Origin of the sequence: Agriterribacter sp. (assembly GCF_035444585.1) — a bacterium.
GTDB lineage: Bacteria > Bacteroidota > Bacteroidia > Chitinophagales > Chitinophagaceae > Agriterribacter.
The window spans coordinates 1-18,586 of the sequence record NZ_DAOMOZ010000083.1 but is presented as its reverse complement, the minus strand read 5'-3'; the positions used below and the strand labels follow the sequence as shown (position 1 = coordinate 18,586).

Annotated in this window: 19 protein-coding genes and 1 tRNA gene; 18 read left to right on the top strand and 2 right to left on the bottom strand. The window is 44.1% G+C overall.

The genetic code is table 11. From position 1 onward, the window contains the following. Window positions 1-68: 68 nt before the first annotated feature. Window positions 69-1,724, bottom strand: coding sequence for a DNA repair protein RecN (gene recN / locus PLH26_RS10755; protein WP_324586018.1), 1,656 nt, complete (start codon window positions 1,722-1,724; stop codon window positions 69-71). Window positions 1,725-2,218: 494 nt separating this feature from the next. Here recN and PLH26_RS10750 point away from each other — a divergent pair, with 494 nt between their 5' ends. Further along, the gene (locus PLH26_RS10750; protein WP_324586017.1) at window positions 2,219-2,716 is read left to right on the top strand and encodes a hypothetical protein; all 498 of its coding nucleotides are present in this window, start codon (window positions 2,219-2,221) and stop codon (window positions 2,714-2,716) included. Between the two features lie 304 nt (window positions 2,717-3,020). Here the strand turns inward: PLH26_RS10750 and PLH26_RS10745 are convergent. After that, a tRNA-Pro gene (locus PLH26_RS10745) sits at window positions 3,021-3,094 on the bottom strand. Between the two features lie 86 nt (window positions 3,095-3,180). On the opposite strand from PLH26_RS10745, the gene PLH26_RS10740 reads away from it, so the two are divergent. The 17 genes from PLH26_RS10740 to PLH26_RS10660 all read left to right on the top strand — a co-directional run. After that, window positions 3,181-4,440 (top strand): dihydroorotase, encoded by a 1,260-nt coding sequence (locus PLH26_RS10740; RefSeq protein WP_324586016.1) that lies wholly within the window; start codon window positions 3,181-3,183, stop codon window positions 4,438-4,440. 22 nt (window positions 4,441-4,462) lie between these two features. Beyond that, a complete protein-coding gene (locus PLH26_RS10735) occupies window positions 4,463-5,002 on the top strand; it encodes a DUF4199 domain-containing protein (RefSeq protein WP_324586015.1) in 540 nt (179 codons plus the stop codon). A gap of 18 nt (window positions 5,003-5,020) precedes the next feature. Beyond that, window positions 5,021-5,962 carry a glycosyltransferase family 2 protein gene (locus PLH26_RS10730; protein WP_324586014.1) on the top strand — a complete coding sequence of 314 codons (942 nt, stop codon included), beginning with the start codon at window positions 5,021-5,023 and terminating at the stop codon, window positions 5,960-5,962. A gap of 20 nt (window positions 5,963-5,982) precedes the next feature. After that, window positions 5,983-7,164 (top strand): glycosyltransferase, encoded by a 1,182-nt coding sequence (locus PLH26_RS10725; protein ID WP_324586013.1) that lies wholly within the window; start codon window positions 5,983-5,985, stop codon window positions 7,162-7,164. Between the two features lie 106 nt (window positions 7,165-7,270). Continuing rightward, on the top strand, window positions 7,271-8,293 hold the full coding sequence (locus PLH26_RS10720; protein WP_324586012.1) for a GHMP family kinase ATP-binding protein: 1,023 nt from the start codon (window positions 7,271-7,273) through the stop codon (window positions 8,291-8,293). A gap of 45 nt (window positions 8,294-8,338) precedes the next feature. After that, window positions 8,339-8,920, top strand: coding sequence for a D-sedoheptulose-7-phosphate isomerase (locus PLH26_RS10715; RefSeq protein ID WP_324586011.1), 582 nt, complete (start codon window positions 8,339-8,341; stop codon window positions 8,918-8,920). A gap of 27 nt (window positions 8,921-8,947) precedes the next feature. Beyond that, a complete protein-coding gene (locus PLH26_RS10710) occupies window positions 8,948-9,670 on the top strand; it encodes a nucleotidyltransferase family protein (protein ID WP_324586010.1) in 723 nt (240 codons plus the stop codon). 42 nt (window positions 9,671-9,712) lie between these two features. Beyond that, window positions 9,713-10,276, top strand: a complete 564-nt coding sequence (locus tag PLH26_RS10705) for a D-glycero-alpha-D-manno-heptose-1,7-bisphosphate 7-phosphatase (protein ID WP_324586009.1) — start codon at window positions 9,713-9,715, stop codon at window positions 10,274-10,276. A 94-nt stretch (window positions 10,277-10,370) separates the two neighbouring features. Further along, window positions 10,371-10,826 carry a hypothetical protein gene (locus PLH26_RS10700; protein ID WP_324586008.1) on the top strand — a complete coding sequence of 152 codons (456 nt, stop codon included), beginning with the start codon at window positions 10,371-10,373 and terminating at the stop codon, window positions 10,824-10,826. 153 nt (window positions 10,827-10,979) lie between these two features. Beyond that, on the top strand, window positions 10,980-12,413 hold the full coding sequence (gene miaB, locus PLH26_RS10695; RefSeq protein WP_324586007.1) for a tRNA (N6-isopentenyl adenosine(37)-C2)-methylthiotransferase MiaB: 1,434 nt from the start codon (window positions 10,980-10,982) through the stop codon (window positions 12,411-12,413). Window positions 12,414-12,443: 30 nt separating this feature from the next. Continuing rightward, complete coding sequence (locus tag PLH26_RS10690) at window positions 12,444-13,691, top strand: sigma-54 interaction domain-containing protein (RefSeq protein WP_324586006.1); 1,248 nt, start codon at window positions 12,444-12,446, stop codon at window positions 13,689-13,691. Next, a complete protein-coding gene (lptE, locus tag PLH26_RS10685; RefSeq protein ID WP_324586005.1) occupies window positions 13,684-14,196 on the top strand; it encodes an LPS assembly lipoprotein LptE in 513 nt (170 codons plus the stop codon). The genes PLH26_RS10690 and lptE overlap by 8 nt, the downstream gene beginning before the upstream one ends. A gap of 20 nt (window positions 14,197-14,216) precedes the next feature. After that, entirely contained in the window at window positions 14,217-15,536 is a 1,320-nt protein-coding gene (locus PLH26_RS10680) for a DUF8458 domain-containing protein (RefSeq protein ID WP_324586004.1), read from the top strand. Window position 15,537: 1 nt separating this feature from the next. Then, window positions 15,538-15,891: a preprotein translocase subunit SecG gene (gene secG, locus PLH26_RS10675; protein WP_324586003.1), complete on the top strand. Its 354-nt coding sequence runs from the start codon at window positions 15,538-15,540 to the stop codon at window positions 15,889-15,891. A 90-nt stretch (window positions 15,892-15,981) separates the two neighbouring features. Continuing rightward, complete coding sequence (gene mltG, locus PLH26_RS10670) at window positions 15,982-17,004, top strand: endolytic transglycosylase MltG (RefSeq protein WP_324586002.1); 1,023 nt, start codon at window positions 15,982-15,984, stop codon at window positions 17,002-17,004. A 14-nt stretch (window positions 17,005-17,018) separates the two neighbouring features. Then, a complete protein-coding gene (locus tag PLH26_RS10665) occupies window positions 17,019-17,981 on the top strand; it encodes a YihY/virulence factor BrkB family protein (protein ID WP_324586001.1) in 963 nt (320 codons plus the stop codon). Between the two features lie 172 nt (window positions 17,982-18,153). Continuing rightward, window positions 18,154-18,586 (top strand): ribulose-phosphate 3-epimerase (locus tag PLH26_RS10660; RefSeq protein ID WP_324586000.1); only part of this gene is annotated, 433 nt, incomplete at its 3' end.

Sequence of the window (18,586 nt, the reverse complement as noted above, 5' to 3'; positions counted from 1 at the left end):
ACCGGGGAACAAATAATAAGAACCAAATCACAAGAACCAAATAAATTTCAAATCCCAAGCCATAAGCTTCATCGGCCCATCATCTCCCTTGCATTTTCAAGCGCGGAAGCTGTGGGCTTTTTGCCGCTCAGCATTTGTGCAACGGTATCTACCCTTTCTTCTGCCGATAAAAGTTTTATGCGGGTATTTATTTTTTTGTCTTTTTCATTTTTATACACAAAAAAGTGAGCATCTGCTTTGGCGGCTATCTGGGGCTGGTGTGTAATAGCGATCACCTGGTGCGATTGACCGAGATCTTTCATAATGATGCCCACCTGCCTGGCGGCCTCCCCGCTGATGCCGGTATCTATTTCGTCGAAAATAAGCGTGGGCAGCTGAACAGATGCCGCAACCAGCGATTTGATGCAGAGCATTAAGCGGCTTAGCTCACCACCGCTGGCCACTTTACGTAAAGGTTCAAACCGGTTGCTCCTGTTGGCGTCAAATAAAAATTCAATGGCATCGCCGCCTGTACTGTTTAAATCTGCCGGGCTGATGGTTATTTTTATCCGCGCATTGGGCATCCCCACCTGCGCAAGCAGCTTTTCTGTTTTTTTCTCAAGAGGGGCAGCCTGCTTTTGACGGTTAGCCGTTAAGGTTTGCGCCAGTTGCTGTGCGTGCAGTAATTGTGCCGCCGCTTTTTTTCCCAGCCCGGCGACCTCCGTATCCAGATTCAAAACCTTATCCAATTGTTGTTGCAGGTTGCTTTGAATGACCAGTAATTCGTTGGTGGTTTGAACGCCGTGTTTCTTCAACAATTTATATCCCAGCGCAAGCCTGTCGCTTACCACCTGTATCCTTTCTTCATCGAAACGGACCCCGGTATTTATATGTTCTATTTCATCTGTTATATCGCGCAGTTCAATTTGTGCCGATTGAAGCCGTTGTACCAAACCCGGAATGGCTTCGTGAAAATCGTGCAGGGATTGCAACTGGTTGCTTACCCCTTTTAGCTGCTGCACCAGCGGTTGCTCTCCTTCGTTTAGCTGGTAACTGATCTTGTCGAGCACTGATTTTATATTTTCTGCATTCCCCAGCAGTTTCAGTTCGGCGTCTAATGTTTCCAGCTCATTTTCCTTCCATTGTGCATCCTCTAATTCGGTGTACAAAAAAGTGTAATAGTCGAGCTCTTTGTTGGAGGATGCCTGCTGCTCCTTGGCAGAGGCGAGTGATTTTTGCGTGGCACTGTATTGCGCATACGCCTCCTGGTATTGCTTCAAAAGAGGAGTATGAGCTGCCAGGGCGTCAATTACCTCCCGTTGAAAATCACTGTCTCCCAGCTCCAGTGTATCAAACTGCTGATGCAGGTCAACCAGCAGGGATGTGAATTGTTTGAGCCGGGATAGCGTTACGGGTGTATCATTGATGAAGGCCCTTGATTTGCCCGTGGAAGCAACCTCTCTCCTTATCACTATTTCTTCATCCGCGTCCAGGTCATTTTGTTGTAAAATCTTTTGAAGGTCGCTTCTGCCGCCAATAAAAAAGCTTCCCTCAACAATGCATTTTTGCGTGGCATTGAACAATACCGAACTGTCGGCTCTTTCACCCAGTATCAGCCCAAGGGCGCCTACCAGAATGCTCTTGCCGGCACCTGTTTCGCCGGTAATAATATTGAGTTTGTCTGAAAACTCAATTTCAACCGATTCAATAATGGCGTAGTTCCGTATAAATAGTTTTTGAAGCATAACTGCCTGTTACTGCTGCAAGTTAACAGATCGCCAATTTCAGTCCAAGAAAACTATATTCCATATCCGGAATACAAGAGGGGGAAGCAAATGAATATTCAAAGCCCGGATATTTTAAAATTGGAATGCGCGGCATGTTGTTACAGATATTTCTCCCGATGTACGGTCCTGCTGGTACCAATGGCTATTTTTTGTTGATGGGATATTGGGCATAAACATTCAATATCCGGCATGAGCAACCCTTTGGTTATCATAGTAGGTTCTGCAATAAAATCTTTCAGCATGCATGCCTCCTTTTCCTTTTATTAAGCATCTGTGGAATGGATTGTACCATTATCTTCGTTCAAAAAAGAGGTTGTCTCAAAAGGCCAGTATAGAAGATATGCCATTAAGCCTCTAAGACACGAAGTCCTGATCTTCAGATTTTATTTTCTTCGTGTTTTAGTGCCTGCCCCCGTCCGGTTCAGGCGGGTTTGAGTGGCAAAACATAACTTTTGAGACAGCCCCACAGATATATGAAGCGGGGAAAGAACAACACAATACTATTTATATTACTTATGGGGGCTGTGATGCTTGCCGGTAGCTGTAATCCATCGGCGTCGAACCGGGATCGGTCTTCCACATTGCCGGCAGATACCGTTTTTACGAATGATACCGGTAATACAGCAAAAAGGCAGAACATTGTCGCTCCTGATTTACCGCAGGCCGTTGAGTATTTACCTGCATTTGCCAGAGTGCTCAACGAGGCGGATAAGCAGTATATTGACTGGATTATCCCGGATTATCCTGATGTCATTCTGCTGCATGAAGGTAGCGCTGAAACGCTCAGCTATACCGGGGAGATCTATCGGTATCTTATGTCGAAAAATGCAAGTGTCAGGAGAAAAAACATCACGCAGAAGCATAAGGGTAAAGCAAGAGATAAAAGATTGTATATAGATGACGTGGGAGAGAATTGGTATGAAGTGTATGTTTTTGATGAGTGGAAATAGGAAATACATCCCTGCTCTTAATAACTGGCGGAAAGATAAAAGATCAGCAGAAGCCGATATATTAAAAAGTTTGAGAAATATTCCGGAGTTGTATAAATAAATACAGGTTGCTTCAACTCAATGAAACAACCCCTTTAAAGATAAAGACGATTCTGCTTTCCCGGGATGACCAGATTCGAACCTGCAACCCTCCCGCTTATGGCGGGATGCGCTACGGGTCTGCGCCACTTCAGCATTAATATTTAATTGAAGAGTATACAAAAACAAAAACCGCAATCTTTTTAAGAATGCGGTTTTGCATTAGTCGGGACGACTAGATTCGAACTAGCGACCCCTTGCACCCCATGCAAGTGCGCTACCGGGCTGCGCTACGTCCCGAACGTATTAACGGGCAGCAAAAGTAACTCAAAATTCCAATTTCAAAAAATCAATAAATAGCTTTTATCTTCGCTGAACTTTTCACAATGACTATCCTCATTCGCAAAGCCATTATTACACAGCCCGGTTCTCCATTCAACGGACAACAAAAGGATATTTTAATTACCGGTGGGATCATCATTCGTATAGCAGATAATATCACAGAAAAGGCAGATACCGTTATTGAACATGAAGGGTTGCAGATTTCGCCGGGATGGGTCGATATTTTCTCGCATTTCTGCGATCCGGGGTATGAATTTAAGGAAACCCTTCAAACGGGTGCAAAAGCGGCTGCTGCAGGCGGATATACGCATGTGTTTGTGCTTCCCAATACAAACCCTGTAGTGCACAGCAAATCGCAGGTAGAGTATATTAAAGAAAAGAGCAGAGCCTTACCTGTAAACATCCATCCTATAGGTGCCGTTTCTAAAAATGCTGAAGGGAAGGATCTTGCCGAAATGTATGATATGTTCGCCAGCGGTGCTATCGCTTTCAGCGATGGGATCAATGCTGTGCAGTCTGCCGGCGTTTTATTAAAAGCCCTGCAGTATATAAAGGCTTTTGGAGGAGTGCTGATACAGGTGCCGCAGGATAAGAGCATTGGCACACATGGATTAATGAATGAAGGGGTTGTTTCTACCCGGCTGGGTTTACCCGGTAAACCGGTCATAGCGGAAGAAATGATGGTGGCGAGAGATATTGAATTGATAGCATATACGGCATCCAGGCTGCATTTTACAGGCATAAGCACCGGTACCTCGGTTGATCATATTAAAAAAGCCAAAGAAAAAGGTTTACAGGTGAGCTGCTCTGTTGCTCCCTACCATCTTTTTTTCAGCGATGAAGATCTTGTGAATTACGATACCAACCTTAAAGTAAACCCACCTTTGCGCACTCCTAAGAACAGGCAGGCATTGCTTGAAGCCGTTAATAACGGGTGGATTGATTGCATCGCCTCACATCATTTCCCGCAGGAATGGGACAGCAAGACCTGCGAGTTTGAATATGCGGGATATGGTATGATAGGGCTCGAAACGGCTTTCGGTGTAGCCGGAGCCGCAGGTATCGGCGCCGGCCGCTGGGTGGAATTGTGCAGCACCAACCCGCGTAAAATTTTTGGATTGCCTGCTGCAACATTGCAGGAAGGAAGCCCTGCAGACCTCACTTTGTTTAACCCGGGTATAAAATACCGCTTTGAAGAAGCCCGGATTCAGTCGAAATCTAAAAATTCTCCATTCACCGGGAAAGAACTTAAAGGAAAGGTAATTGGGATAATTAACGGAGAGAAGGTATTTTTGAACACCTGATTTTTTATCCAAAACTGCAATCATGGAAAATAAACAAGCAAATGTAGGTCTTACTTACGGACTGATATCCGGGTTGGCATCAGTAATTTTTAGCCTGTTACTATATCTGGGAGGCGTAAAGTGGTTTGTACATCCCATAGCCTATGCAGGATTTTTAATACCTGTAATAATTGCTATACTGGCCGGGTTAAGACAAAAAAAGCTCAACGACGGCTATCTTGACTTCGCCGCTGCTCTGAAAGTAGTGTTTACCACTTTTGTGATAGGCACAGTAATCAGTACCTTGTTCAGTTACCTGCTGTTTAATTTTATTGATGTTCCGTTCCGCGAGGCACTCACCCAGGAAACAGCGGAAAAAACACAGCAAATGATGCAAAAATTCGGCGCGAGCCAGGAGCAGATTGATAAAACAACAGAAGATATGATGAAAGGCAACAACTATAGCTTTGGTAAACAAATGCTTGGAACCGCATTCTTTTGTATTTTCTGGTTCGTAATAAGTCTCATTATCGCTGCCATCATTAAAAAGAAAAAGCCGGAGTTCCCAACGGTTGCTCAATAATATTGTTAATTTTTCTGCATGAACATCAGCGTTGTTATTCCATTATTCAATGAAGAAGAGTCGTTGCCTGAGTTGTGTGCCTGGATCCAAAGAATAATAGAAGAAAACGGCTTCTCGTATGAAATTATTTTGGTTGATGATGGGAGCACAGACGGGTCATGGGCTGTTATTGAACAATTGAGCATAGCTCACTCCTGTATAAAAGGTATCAAATTTCAACGCAACTATGGTAAGAGCGCCGCACTGAATGAGGGCTTCAGAGCAGCGCAGGGGGAAGTGGTGATCACTATGGATGCGGATCTGCAGGACAGTCCGGATGAAATACCCGGGCTGAGGAAGATGATAGCAGAAGATGGATATGATATGGTTAGCGGCTGGAAAAAGAAAAGGTATGACAGCACACTCACTAAAAATATTCCTTCAAAATTTTTTAATGCGGTAACCCGCCGCATGTCTAAAATACCTTTGCATGATTTTAATTGCGGGTTAAAGGCATATAAAAATAAAGTTGTAAAAAGCATAGAGGTATATGGCGAAATGCACCGTTATATCCCGGTATTGGCCAAATGGGCGGGGTTTAAAAGGATCGGCGAAAAAGTAGTAGAGCACCGCCCGCGTAAATATGGCGTTACCAAGTTTGGGTGGGAACGTTTTATCAACGGGTTTCTCGACCTGGCATCTATTATGTTTGTGGGCAGGTTTGGAAAGCGCCCTATGCATTTTTTCGGTTCATGGGGTACTGCATGTTTCTTTATCGGACTTCTCCTCAGTGTTTATCTTATCATCAGCAAGTTTGCTGATCCTGAATATGCGTTAACCAACCGTCCGGCCTTTTTTCTTGCATTAACCTTGCTTTTACTGGGTTCGCAGCTTTTTTTAGCAGGATTTATAGGAGAGCTTATTGCCCGGAATTCCCCGGAACGCAACAGTTACCTGGTTGAAAAAAAACTGGGGATTTGATTTGTATATATTAAGCGATAATGCAAAAAAGAATTGTCATCATTGGTCCCGCATATCCTTTGCGCGGGGGATTGGCTTCATACGATGAGCGGTTGGCCAAAGCATTTCAACAACAGGGATATGATACACATATTTATACCTTCTCGTTACAATACCCCGGTTTTCTCTTTCCCGGCACCACACAATATGCTTCGGGACCACCGCCTGCCGCACTGAACATACATGTTCGCATCAATTCCGTTAATCCTTTTAACTGGTACAGTGTGGGCAGGGAACTGAAAAAATTTTCTCCGGATATTATTGTAGTAAGGTACTGGCTCCCTTTCATGGGGCCCTGCCTGGGTACGATTTTAAGGATCGCAAAAAAAAACAGGCATATTAAAATTGTATGTATTGCAGATAATATCATACCACACGAAAAAAGACCGGGTGACGCTGCTTTTACGCGGTATTTTTTAAAACCTGTGGATTCCTTTATTACGATGAGCGAAAAAGTGCTGGGTGATCTGCGCACTATTGAACCTGGAAAGCCCACACAGTTCGTTCCTCATCCTTTGTACGATAATTTTGGGGAGAAAGTAAGCAAAGAAGAGGCCCGGCTTAAATTAGGCATTGACCCCAATGACAGGATTGCGCTGTTTTTCGGATTTATCCGCAATTACAAGGGGTTAGACATATTGCTGGATGCTATGAAAATAGTGAAAGAACAATCTGTGAGCCGGGGTTTACTGCCGGTTAAGCTTTTGATAGCAGGTGAATTTTATGAAGATGATAAGTCTTACCTGCGGCAAATTAAAGACAACAACATTGAAGACGTGTTGATATTAAAAACGGATTTTGTTCCCGACAGCGAAGTAAAATATTACCTCTGTGCTGCTGACGTGGTGATTCAGCCTTACCGGAATGCCACCCAGAGTGGTGTAACACCGCTGGCTTACCACTTCGAAAAACCGATGATCGTAACCAATGTGGGCGGGCTGACCGCTATGGTGCCCGATGGTAAAGCAGGTTTAGTGGCCGAACCCGATGCTGCTTCCATAGCTGAAAAAATAATGGAGTTCTACAAAACAGGTGAAGACCATTTTATTCCCGGACTGCGCGAAGAAAAGAATAAATATACCTGGGATAATATGGTTGAAGCAATTGAAGCGGTGAGTGAAAATCAGCAGCCTGTAAGGACTGCCGGGTTGAGCTGGCGCTGAGCAGTCCTAACGGGTTTTAGGAGTTCGATGTTTCGGTCTCAACGGCACGGGTGGGGATAGGAAAAAATTCGGCTTACATTTGTACTTATATAAAGTATTACCTGCAATGATCTACAGAAGCAAGGCGCCATTGCGCATCGGGTTAGCGGGAGGAGGAACAGACGTGAGCCCGTATTGCGATTTATTTGGGGGAGCGATCCTTAATGCTACCGTTTCACTGTATGCATATGCCAATATTGAGCCCCTGGATGAAGAGATCATTGTTCTGGAAGCAGCCGACAGGAAAGAAACATTGCAATATGAATGCAGCAAAACACTGCCTGTAAACGGCAAGCTCGATTTGTTGAAAGGAGTGTATAACCGCATACGGGAAGATTACGGCGTGCCGGTTAATGGCTTCAAATTGCAAACCTTTGCGGATACCCCTGCCGGTTCAGGACTGGGTACTTCTTCTACATTGGTGGTGGCTGTTATTGGCGCATTTGCCGAAATGCTGAAGCTGCCATTGGGTGAATACGACATTGCGCATTATGCATACGAGATAGAACGCAATGACCTGGCGCTGGCAGGGGGACGGCAGGACCAGTATGCGGCTACCTTTGGCGGTGTTAACTATATGGAGTTTTATGAAGAAGATAAAGTGATCGTTAACCCGTTGCGCATCAAAGCCGAATACCTGAGCGAACTGGAAAATAATTTAGTATTATTTTATACCGCTTCCAGCAGGGAATCGGCTACTATTATTAAAGAGCAGCAGAAAAATGTGCAGCAAAAAAAGGAGAGCTCTATAGAAGCGATGCACCAGCTGAAAGAACAAAGCCGGAGAATGAAAGAAGCCTTGCTGAAAGGAAGACTTAACGAAATTGGCGAGATACTGGATTTTGGGTTTCAGCAGAAAAGAAAAATGGCAGCCAATATTTCCAACCCGCTTATAGAAGAGATATATGACGCTGCAAAAAAAGCAGGCGCATCCGGTGCAAAAATATCCGGCGCCGGGGGTGGCGGATTTATGATATTTTATTGCCCGGGAAATACACGTTACCAGGTAATTGAAACCCTGCTCGGGTTTGGAGGAGAAGTAAAACAGTATACCTTCACCAAAAACGGATTGAGTACATGGGTTGTTTGATGATCAGGGAATGATTTGGGGTGCTAATCTTTTAAACAAAAAATCATGTTGAGCAAAATAAAAGATATTGTTGCTGCATCAATGGCAGTGAAGCGGCAGGTATGGGCCGATGAAACATTATTGCAAACGGTGGAAACCGTAACAGAAGTGATAACAAAAGCTTTCCGGCAGGGCAATAAGGTATTGTTTTGCGGGAATGGAGGCAGCGCTGCCGATGCCCAGCATCTGGCCGCGGAGTTCAGCGGTCGTTTTTATATAGACAGGGACGCATTACCCGCAGAAGCATTGCATACCAACACTTCATACCTTACAGCGGTAGCCAACGATTACAGCTATGATGTGATTTATTCGCGTCTTATTAAAGGCCTGGGCAACAAAGGCGATGTGCTGGTGGGATTGTCTACTTCAGGTAATTCTAAAAATATTGTACTGGCGTTTGAGCAGGCCAGATCCAATGGCATGATCACCATTGGATTTACGGGAACGGGCGGGGGCAAAATGAAAGATATTAGCGACTACCTGGTTAATGTGCCATCAACAGACACTCCCCGCATCCAGGAAGCACATATTCTGCTGGGTCATATTATTTGCCAGTTGGTGGAAGAAAAATATTTTGGCGGTAAATGATACCATTACTTTAATTTTTATTGATGTATGCCGCGGAGCATTACTGAAGCCATAATTCTTGCAGGAGGATTGGGTACACGCTTGCGTAGCGCTGTACCCGATCTTCCCAAATGCATGGCGCCTGTAAACGGTGTGCCGTTCATTGCCTATGTTGTTAACCACTTCCGGGCACAGGGTATCCAACGTTTTGTATTTGCTTTGGGATATAAAAGTGAAGCCTTTGAGTCCTTTCTGCATACCCTTCTTCCTGCGGGCAATTATGAACTTTCTGTTGAAAATGAACCACTTGGTACGGGTGGCGCGATCCGGTTGGCCTGCTCAAAAACCAGCGAACCGGATATAATAGTTGCCAATGGCGATACCTTATTCTGCATTGACATGCAGTCGTTAGCTGCCTTTCATGCCCGAAAAAATGCACAATGCACACTGGCATTAAAACCCATGGAGACATTTAGCCGTTATGGCGCAGTACAACTCAATGAGGATCAGTCGGTGGAAAGCTTCACAGAAAAGCGGTATTTTGACCAGGGGCTTATAAACGGCGGCATTTATGTGCTAAATATTCCCGCATTCCTGCAAAAAGAGCTGCCTTATAAATTTTCATTTGAGAAGGAATATCTCGAACGGTTTTATAAGGAGGGAACAATATTTGGTATGGCAGCAAACGAATATTTTATTGATATTGGCATACCTGAAGACTACAGCAGAGCCCAGGTTGAACTGCCCGCCGGGAACAAACGCGGTAATTGAGAATTAAGGATTTGTGTTAAATAATGATAAAAACCATACGAAATGATTGATCTGCGGAAAATTGATAAGCGCTGGACTTTGTTCTTAGACCGCGATGGAGTGATCAATCATGAAACAGTGGGTTTGTATATTACCCGCTGGGAAGATTTCAGATTTTATGACGGTGTATTGGAAGCATTAAAAGTTTTTGCAGAAAGGTTTGGACGGATCTTTATCGTTACCAATCAACGGGGTGTTAGCAAAGGTTTGATGACAGAGCGGGATCTGAAAGATATTCATCTCAATATGCTCGGTTCAATTGAGGCGAATGGTGGCAGGATAGATAAAATTTACTATTGCATTGATATGGAAAGTGAGAGCCCGAACAGGAAACCCAATCCCGGGATGGGCTTACAGGCGAAAAAAGAATTTCCTGAAATTGATTTTAAGCGCTCCTTAATGATCGGAAATACAATGAATGACATGATATTTGGTAAAAAATTGGGCGGCTATACTTTTTTCATAGCATCTAACCGTTCTGCACCGGTATTGCCGGATGCAACGACTGACGCTGTTTTTTCGTCGTTGAAGGACGTATCCGAACGGATGACAGGGCAGAAAATATGATCGTTGGTTTTTTTGATTATTGTTAATTCATTTTTTTAATATCTCACTCCGGCATTTTAAATATATATATTTGTAAAACCTTAAACGTATAATAATGAAAAGAAATTTATTTTTCCTGTTAGCCGTAGTTGCTGCCTGCACCCTGCTGTTATCCTGCAAAAAAGACAAGAACGATAAGCCTGAAGAAAAGGATCCGGATGCAGATCTGCCCGCATTAACCGCTCAAACCATGCTCGGTTATTATGTTGGTCATTATGGTTCAGGTTCTAACGAACCCAATATTGATTATGCTTTCAGGTTAATGCCTGATTCGAAAATTGTAGTATACGACCAGAGCGCGGATACAGTTAACGGAAAAAAGGCCTACGGCACATGGGAGTACAATGCCGATACGAAAAAATTAAAAACGCACTACCGTTATAATGATGCCGATGCGAAAATATATTCTACTGTAGGGGATTTGAAGCACCGTCGTTTTATTGGAACCTGGGGCCCGAACCAGGAAACTACAACGGGTGGAAAATACAATGTAAGATATACGAGTGAATAGCACTTGTTAGATCAGTTAAATAAATTGAAGAGGCTGCTTTAAAAATTGAAGCGGCCTTTTTTTGATGCCGGAATTCGTTACATTTCCTGCCAAACTGGCATTTTTAATATCCCTTTTGGTTATCTTTGCCTCTTCAAAAGTTCAGAAAAGAATATGTTGGATGTATTGACACAAAAAGTACACGATGAGTCCCGGCAGGGGGAAGCATATGCTCCCTTTATCAACGATCCTGCGCAGTATCAAAAGAAGTTTTATATAGAAAGCTATGGTTGCCAGATGAATTTTTCAGACAGTGAAATTGTTGCCTCCATCCTGTACAATACCGGGTTTGGTGCAACAAGGAATGCTGAAGAAGCCGACCTGGTATTGCTTAATACCTGTTCTATCCGCGAAAAAGCAGAGCAAACTGTTCGCAAACGGCTTACCGAATTCCGTAAAATAAAGTCCGCCAAACCCGGGTTGCTGGTAGGAGTGCTGGGGTGCATGGCCGAAAGAATAAAATCAAAGCTTCTTGAGGAAGAGCAATTGGTTGACATTGTGGTTGGCCCCGATGCATACCGGAGCCTGCCCGGCTTAATAGAAGAAGCAGAAGGGGGGCAAAAAGCGGTAAATGTATTGCTGAGCCGTGAAGAAACGTACGCCGATATCTCACCCGTGCGCCTGAACAGCAACGGGGTATCGGGTTTTGTAAGCATCATGCGCGGCTGCAATAACATGTGTACTTTTTGCGTGGTGCCTTTTACGCGTGGAAGGGAAAGAAGCAGGAATGCATTTTCAATAATAAAAGAATGCCGGGATTTGTTTGACCGCGGGTATAAAGAAGTAACGCTGCTGGGGCAGAACGTAGACAGCTACTATTTTACGCCTGAAGCAACAGATAACAATGCAGGTAACGGAGCAGTGACTTTTGCATCCTTGCTTGAAATGGTAGCCCAAATTTCACCATTGTTGCGGGTTCGTTTTTCTACTTCACATCCCAAAGATATAACGGATGATGTGCTGTATGTTATAAAGAAGTATGAAAATATCTGCAAGTACATACATCTTCCCGTTCAGAGCGGCTCAACCCGCATATTGCAAATGATGAACCGCACCTATACACGCGAATGGTATATGGCGAAAATTGACCGCATTCGTGAGATCATCCCGGGCTGCGGTATCAGCAGCGATATTATAGCCGGGTTTTGTACGGAAACGGAAGAAGACCACCGGGATACTTTATCATTGATGGAGTACAGCGGATACGACCTGAGTTACATGTTTTTTTATAGCGAAAGACCGGGCACCCTGGCACAAAGAAGGTATAAAGATGATATTCCGGAAACGGTAAAAAAAAGAAGGTTGCAGGAAATTGTGGATCTGCAGAACCGTTTGTCGAGACAAAGCAATGAAAAAGACCTGGGCAAAATTTTTGAGGTATTAATAGAAGGCAACAGTAAAAAAAGCGACCAGGACTGGATGGGCAGGACCTCACAGAACAAAGTGATCGTTTTTTCAAAAAAGAGCGCCGGTTGCAATAAAGGCGATTACGTGAAAGTAAAGGTAACAGATTGTACTAAAGCAACCTTGCTGGGAGAGCTCTTATAAAAATTGCAAAGTATTAACAGCGCATACAAAATGGACATACAATCAATAAAAAACAGGTTTGGGATCATAGGCAATTCGCCTGCATTGAGCTATGCGCTGCAGGTGGCGGCGCAGGCTGCCAGCACCGATCTGACAGTGCTCATTTATGGCGAAAGCGGCGTGGGCAAGGAAGTATTTTCCCAGATCATTCATACCTTATCTTCAAGAAAGCACAATCCTTTTATTGCAGTAAACTGTGGCGCTATTCCTGAAGGCACCATTGATTCGGAATTGTTTGGGCACGAAAAAGGATCGTTTACAGGAGCGGTAGACAGCCGCAAGGGATATTTTGAGACCGTAAACGGCGGAACAATATTCCTGGATGAAATAGGAGAAATGCCGTTGGGCACACAGGCGCGCCTGCTGCGGGTTTTAGAGGCCGGGGAGTATATCCGTGTAGGGTCATCTAAAGTACAAAAAACAGACGTAAGGGTTATTGCGGCAACCAATAAAGACTTACTGGAATACATGCACAAAGGAAGGTTCAGGCAGGACCTGTACTACCGTTTGAATACCGTTCCCATACGCGTGCCGGCGTTGAAAGACCGGCAGGAAGATATTATTCTTTTGTTCAGGAAATTTGCCGCTGATTTTGCCGAGCGCTATAAAACACCTTCGGTACAGTTGGATGATGAAGCAAAAGAACTGTTAATTCATTATCCCTGGCCGGGTAATGTAAGGGAATTGAAGAACATTGCAGAGCAGATATCGGTACTGAGCGAGGATAAATTAATAACGGCAAGGCAATTAAGGCAATTCCTCCCCGAGCACAATGCCAACAGGATGCCTGTGTTGGCCGGAAGCAACGGAAGCGTATCACATGCCGAGTTTGCCAATGAAAGGGAAATATTGTACAAGCTTTTTTTTGACATGAAAAAAGATGTCACGGAACTGAAAAAGATGTTTGTTGATATTTTGCAGAACCCGCAGCGGGCCAATGCTATGGCTGCTTATACCAAGGAGTCGCTGCTTGGCGATTACCAGCCGGTTGAACGGGAAAAAGCCGCATCGGCGCCGCCTGCGCTGGTTCAGCCTTCACAGCCGGTGCTGATCAACAACAATGATATTTATGATCATGAAGAAGTAGAAGAGTCGCTCAACATTATGGATAAAGAAAAAGAGTTGATCGTTAAAGCGCTCAAAAAGCACCGGGGCAAACGAAAGGATGCTTCATCAGACCTGGGTATCAGCGAAAGAACCTTATACCGAAAGCTGAAAGAATACGACATTAATGAATAAAGTGATGCTGAAAAGAAGTTGCTTCCTGATAGCTGCCATAGTATCGGTTCAGGCTACCTGCAATTATACTTTTAAAGACGTAAGTATACCTCCCGAAGTTAAAACGGTAAGTGTACAATATATTGAAAACAGGGCAAGGTACATCAATCCCCAGCTGAGCCCGCAGCTAACAGACAGGCTGCGGCAGAAGATAACCGGGCAAACCCGTTTAACCATCATCAATGGCGATGACGCTCATTATGATATTGGGGGCTATATAACAGATTTTTCGGTAAACACTTCAGGGATTTCGGGGAGCCAGGCATCCAGCAACAACCTGAATGTAACGGTACATATTATATTCAAAAACCGGCTGGATGAAAAGAAGGATTTTGAAACGGATATCACCAGAAATTTTCCCTTTTCGGCCAGCATCAGCTTTACTGATGCACAAAACCGTCTGATGGATGATATATTGAAAAATGTGTCGGATGATATTTTTAACAAAGTGTTCTCAAACTGGTAAAGGATAGTATCTTCATGCTGATGAACCGGGAAACGGACAATTTTTTGCAAAAATTTTTCCAGACAAGCAGGCTGGAAGAAGCAGATGTAACAGCAATGGAGCAACTGGTCCGGCAATATCCCTATTATGCACCGCTTCAATACATTCTGGCCAAAAAATACAGACAGGTCAACAATGACCAATACCAGCTACAACTCACCAAAACCGCTGTTTTTTTCAGTAACCCGCACTGGCTGAATGATTTGTTGTTATCCGACGAAGCAGCCTCATATGAAGATGATTTTGCAAATGCCGGGGCAGAGGTGAGAGAACCGGCTGAGGAGATTTTACCCCCGCAAAGTGATGTTGTACCCGGGGAAGATGATGCCGGGCAACCAATTGATAACGAGCTAAATACCGAACCAAAGGGAGGTGCCAATGAAAACAGGCCGGGGGATCATTTTGAGCTTGTTCCGCCGGTTGTTGAAGCTGGAGAAGACCCGTTTTTGGCAGAACAGGGCGAGTCGGAGGATGAGGCACCTATTCCTTCTTTCAACAAAGAAGCCATTCCGGGCGCTTCACAGGCAGGAAATGATACGGAGCCGGTTCCAAACGCCGAAATAATTCCCGCCGAACTACAGGAGGAAATTGAACAGGAGATACCCGAATCTTTCCCCGAAGCTATATACGGGGATGAGGCAGCAGAAAAACCGGCGGAATTGGTAGAAACGGGGCCAGACATACCGGAAGAGCACGCAAAGGAGAATGATACGGTTATTGCTCATTTGGCCGAAGAAGTCATATCCGGATCCAATTCTGTTGATGCAGAGCAGGAACAGGAAAAAAACAGCCCTGCAGGTGAGCCTGATGTGGATGCTGGTGAGGTCAATGCAGTTCCTGAAAAGCCCGAAGCAGCGCTACCGGTGGAAAGTTTATCCGGGAACCTTGTTAAATCCGGCTCTCCTTCATCATCCGATCCGGGAAATGTGCCGCTTGTTCCAATAGAACCCTTATATGCTGTTGACTATTTTGCGTCGCAGGGAATAAAGCTGAAAGATGAAGACGGTAAGGATAAGCTGAGCCAAAAATTACGCAGCTTCACCGAATGGCTTAAAACTATGAAGCGGATCCATCCCGAGAAACTGGAGGAGGAAATGGATTCCCAAACCTCTACTGTTATACAACATATCGCCGAACACTCCAATGAACTTGAAGATGTGGTAACAGAGGCTATGGCTGAAGTGTATGCCAGGCAGGGACTCAGGAGCAAAGCGGCAGAAGTGTATCAGAAATTAAGTTTGCTCAATCCCAATAAAAGGGCTTATTTTGCAGCCAGAATTTCCAAATTAAACGAAACCTGATATGGCGCTTTTGTTTTTGATCCTGATCATTATATGCAGTGTGGTGATAAGTCTTATTATTTTGGTTCAAAATCCCAAAGGCGGAGGACTTTCGGGAAGTATTGCGGGCTTTAGTAACCAGTTCATGGGTGTAAAGCAAACAACGGATGTGCTGGAAAAGGGCACCTGGATTTTTGCAGTAATAATCGGTGGGTTGTGCTTGTTTTCCACTTTGTTTATGGGCTCCGGGGATGGTGGCAACCAGTTTATCAAAGGGATCAATACAAACCAGCAGCAGCAACAATCTTTGCCGATTGCCCCCCCGGCTCAGCAACAGGCAACGCCGGAACAAACTCCTGCACAGCCTCAACCATAAGTCAATTTTTAAATAAATTTTATTGACCCTGTTGTTTACGGCAGGGTTTTTTTATATTCAAACGTTTATTAAGAATAACACAGGAAGACTATGTTCAAAAGATTGGTATTGCCTTTTTTAATTTTTCTTCTTATTGTAATTATTGTCCTGACCTGGAAAATTATGGGCCCCAATACTGCTTTCAAAGGGGAGAAATATTATCTCTACGTAAAAACAGGAAGCAATTTTGAAAATTTGATGCAAACGCTTACAAAAGACAGCGTTATCAATGATCCCGGCATTTTTACATTTGTTGCTAAAAAAATGAACCTTCCCCGTACAATCAAGGCCGGCAGGTATGAAATAAAAAGGGGAACGGGTATTATGAGCATCGTGCAAATGCTTCGCCATGGAAGGCAGTCTCCGGTAAACCTTGTTATAACCAAGCTCAGAACCAAAGAAGATTTTGCCCGTTTGGCGGGGCGGCAACTGGAATGTGATTCAACTGCTGTAATAAGCTATCTTAACAATATGGATGCGCTGGAGGATAAAGGGCTGGATACCAGCAATGTAATGACAGCCATCATACCCAATACCTATACTTTTTTTTGGAATACCACAGCGGCCAAATTGTTTAACAGGCTTTACAACGAGGAAAAAAAATTCTGGAAGGAAGAAAGGCTGCAGAAAGCACGGGCGCTGGGGCTTACACCGCAGCAGGTATATATTCTTGCATCGGTAATTGAAGAAGAAACCAATAAATATGATGAGATGCCCCTGATGGCGAGCGTATACATTAACCGCTTAAATAAAGGCATGCCATTAGGCGCAGACCCCACCGTAAAATTTGCAACGCGGAATTTTGCTGCCAAAAGAGTAACCTTAAAAATGATCGGCCAAAGTGCAGGATCTCCCTATAATACTTACAGGAATGCAGGGTTGCCTCCGGGGCCGATATGCACACCATCCATAAAAACAATTGATGCCACGCTTAATGCGGCAACTACAAACTATCTCTATTTCTGTGCAAAACCCGATTTTTCGGGCTATCATGCCTTTGCGGTAACGCATGCGGAACATTTTAAGAATGCGAGAGCCTACCAAAAAGCATTGAACCGCTTAAAAATAAAATAAGTATTTTAGATGACATGACGAAGCTTGAACGCATTATTATAACGTCGCGGCCTGTTGATTTTGTAATAACCAGATCAAAGCAACTGATCCTGCCGGGCTTCAAAGGCTTACCGCTTTATGATGTAATATTGTTTTTGCTTCGGCAGATCAAGAAGGAAGGATTGAATATCAGGGCGGCCGCCATATCTTTTAACCTTTTAATGGCTATTCCCCCTTTTCTTATTTTTTTATTTACCCTGGTGCCCTACCTTCCCGGGCAACAGGATTTTGTAAGAGAACTGCTGCGGTTAATAAGAGATCTTACCCCCAACCGGGATACGTATATATGGGTGAGGGATTTTATTGTTGATTTTACAAAGCCCCGTAGCGGACTATTATCCATAGGCTTTATTACGGCAGGCTTTTTTGCTTCCAATGCCATGCTTGGCATAATGAATTCGTTTAACCGGTCTTTGCATGTAATGTACAGGCAAAAAAGGAATTTTCTGCAGAACAGGGTCACTGCGTTGAAGCTCACTTTTTTTATTGCCATGATATTCATGACATCCATCCTGCTGCTGATTACACAGGGCAGTATGCTGAGAAGTGTTCTGCGCTGGATGAGTATAGAAAATGACACCATTCGCTGGTGGATCGGTTCGTTGCGGTGGGTAGTGATCGTTGCATTGATTTACTATGCCATAGGGCTGATATACCGTTTTGCGCCGGCAATACAAAGAAAGTGGAATGTTAACTCACCCGGAACGATCTTTGCCACTTTTTTAATTATCCTTCTCACTATACTATTCAGCTACTGGGTTAATAATTTTGGTACCTACAATAAAGTATACGGCTCAATAGGCACTGTGATCATACTTATGTCTTCCTTTTTCTTCAACTCTCTGATCCTGTTGATTGGCTTTGAACTGAATGTCAGCATCAATCACCTCAAAATGGAGGCCGAGGTACGGCAGGTTAAAGAAGATAAAGCGCAATAGCCGCAATTATGGCAAAAGGGTGGGGGCACAGGGTAGAAGGTGGAAGGGTTTAGGTTGGAAGGTGTAGGGTAGAATAGGTATAGCAGTTAAAATGAAAAAACATGGTTTGTTTTAAATTACCCGGTAACTTCAAATTGGAAATCGTCAATCAATAACCAATCAAATCAACTCAATGCCGATAATTGCTCCGTCTTTATTAGCCTGTAATTTTTTGAAGCTGCAGGAAGAATGCGATATGCTGAACGAAAGTGAAGCAGACTGGTTTCACCTGGATATAATGGACGGGCATTTTGTGCCCAATATCAGCTTTGGGATGCCGCTGGTTGAAAAAATACGAAAAGCCACGGACAAACCCTGCGATGTGCACTTAATGATTGAAGAGCCCGGCAGATATGCTGCCGATTTTAAAATAGCAGGAGCCGACCATCTTATTGTTCATTATGAAGCCTGCCCGCACCTGCACCGCAATATCCAGCAGATCAAAGACCTGGGAATGAAGGCCGGAATTGCTATAAATCCGCATACACCTGTTCAATTGCTCCAGGACATTCTTGAATATACCGATATTGTTTGTATGATGAGCGTAAACCCGGGGTTTGGGGGGC

Bases quoted from the DNA above. Each gene is read 5' to 3' on its own strand.
- PLH26_RS10725 (WP_324586013.1), top strand. From the start codon at position 5,983: ATGCAAAAAAGAATTGTCATCATTGGTCCCGCATATCCTTTGCGCGGG.
- PLH26_RS10665 (WP_324586001.1), top strand. From the start codon at position 17,019: ATGACGAAGCTTGAACGCATTATTATAACGTCGCGGCCTGTTGATTTT.
- secG (WP_324586003.1), top strand. From the start codon at position 15,538: ATGGCGCTTTTGTTTTTGATCCTGATCATTATATGCAGTGTGGTGATA.
- recN (WP_324586018.1), bottom strand. From the start codon at position 1,724: ATGCTTCAAAAACTATTTATACGGAACTACGCCATTATTGAATCGGTT.
- PLH26_RS10705 (WP_324586009.1), top strand. From the start codon at position 9,713: ATGATTGATCTGCGGAAAATTGATAAGCGCTGGACTTTGTTCTTAGAC.
- PLH26_RS10740 (WP_324586016.1), top strand. From the start codon at position 3,181: ATGACTATCCTCATTCGCAAAGCCATTATTACACAGCCCGGTTCTCCA.
- miaB (WP_324586007.1), top strand. From the start codon at position 10,980: ATGTTGGATGTATTGACACAAAAAGTACACGATGAGTCCCGGCAGGGG.
- PLH26_RS10680 (WP_324586004.1), top strand. From the start codon at position 14,217: ATGAACCGGGAAACGGACAATTTTTTGCAAAAATTTTTCCAGACAAGC.
- PLH26_RS10690 (WP_324586006.1), top strand. From the start codon at position 12,444: ATGGACATACAATCAATAAAAAACAGGTTTGGGATCATAGGCAATTCG.
- PLH26_RS10700 (WP_324586008.1), top strand. From the start codon at position 10,371: ATGAAAAGAAATTTATTTTTCCTGTTAGCCGTAGTTGCTGCCTGCACC.
- PLH26_RS10735 (WP_324586015.1), top strand. From the start codon at position 4,463: ATGGAAAATAAACAAGCAAATGTAGGTCTTACTTACGGACTGATATCC.
- lptE (WP_324586005.1), top strand. From the start codon at position 13,684: ATGAATAAAGTGATGCTGAAAAGAAGTTGCTTCCTGATAGCTGCCATA.
- PLH26_RS10710 (WP_324586010.1), top strand. From the start codon at position 8,948: ATGCCGCGGAGCATTACTGAAGCCATAATTCTTGCAGGAGGATTGGGT.
- PLH26_RS10720 (WP_324586012.1), top strand. From the start codon at position 7,271: ATGATCTACAGAAGCAAGGCGCCATTGCGCATCGGGTTAGCGGGAGGA.
- PLH26_RS10715 (WP_324586011.1), top strand. From the start codon at position 8,339: ATGTTGAGCAAAATAAAAGATATTGTTGCTGCATCAATGGCAGTGAAG.
- mltG (WP_324586002.1), top strand. From the start codon at position 15,982: ATGTTCAAAAGATTGGTATTGCCTTTTTTAATTTTTCTTCTTATTGTA.
- PLH26_RS10730 (WP_324586014.1), top strand. From the start codon at position 5,021: ATGAACATCAGCGTTGTTATTCCATTATTCAATGAAGAAGAGTCGTTG.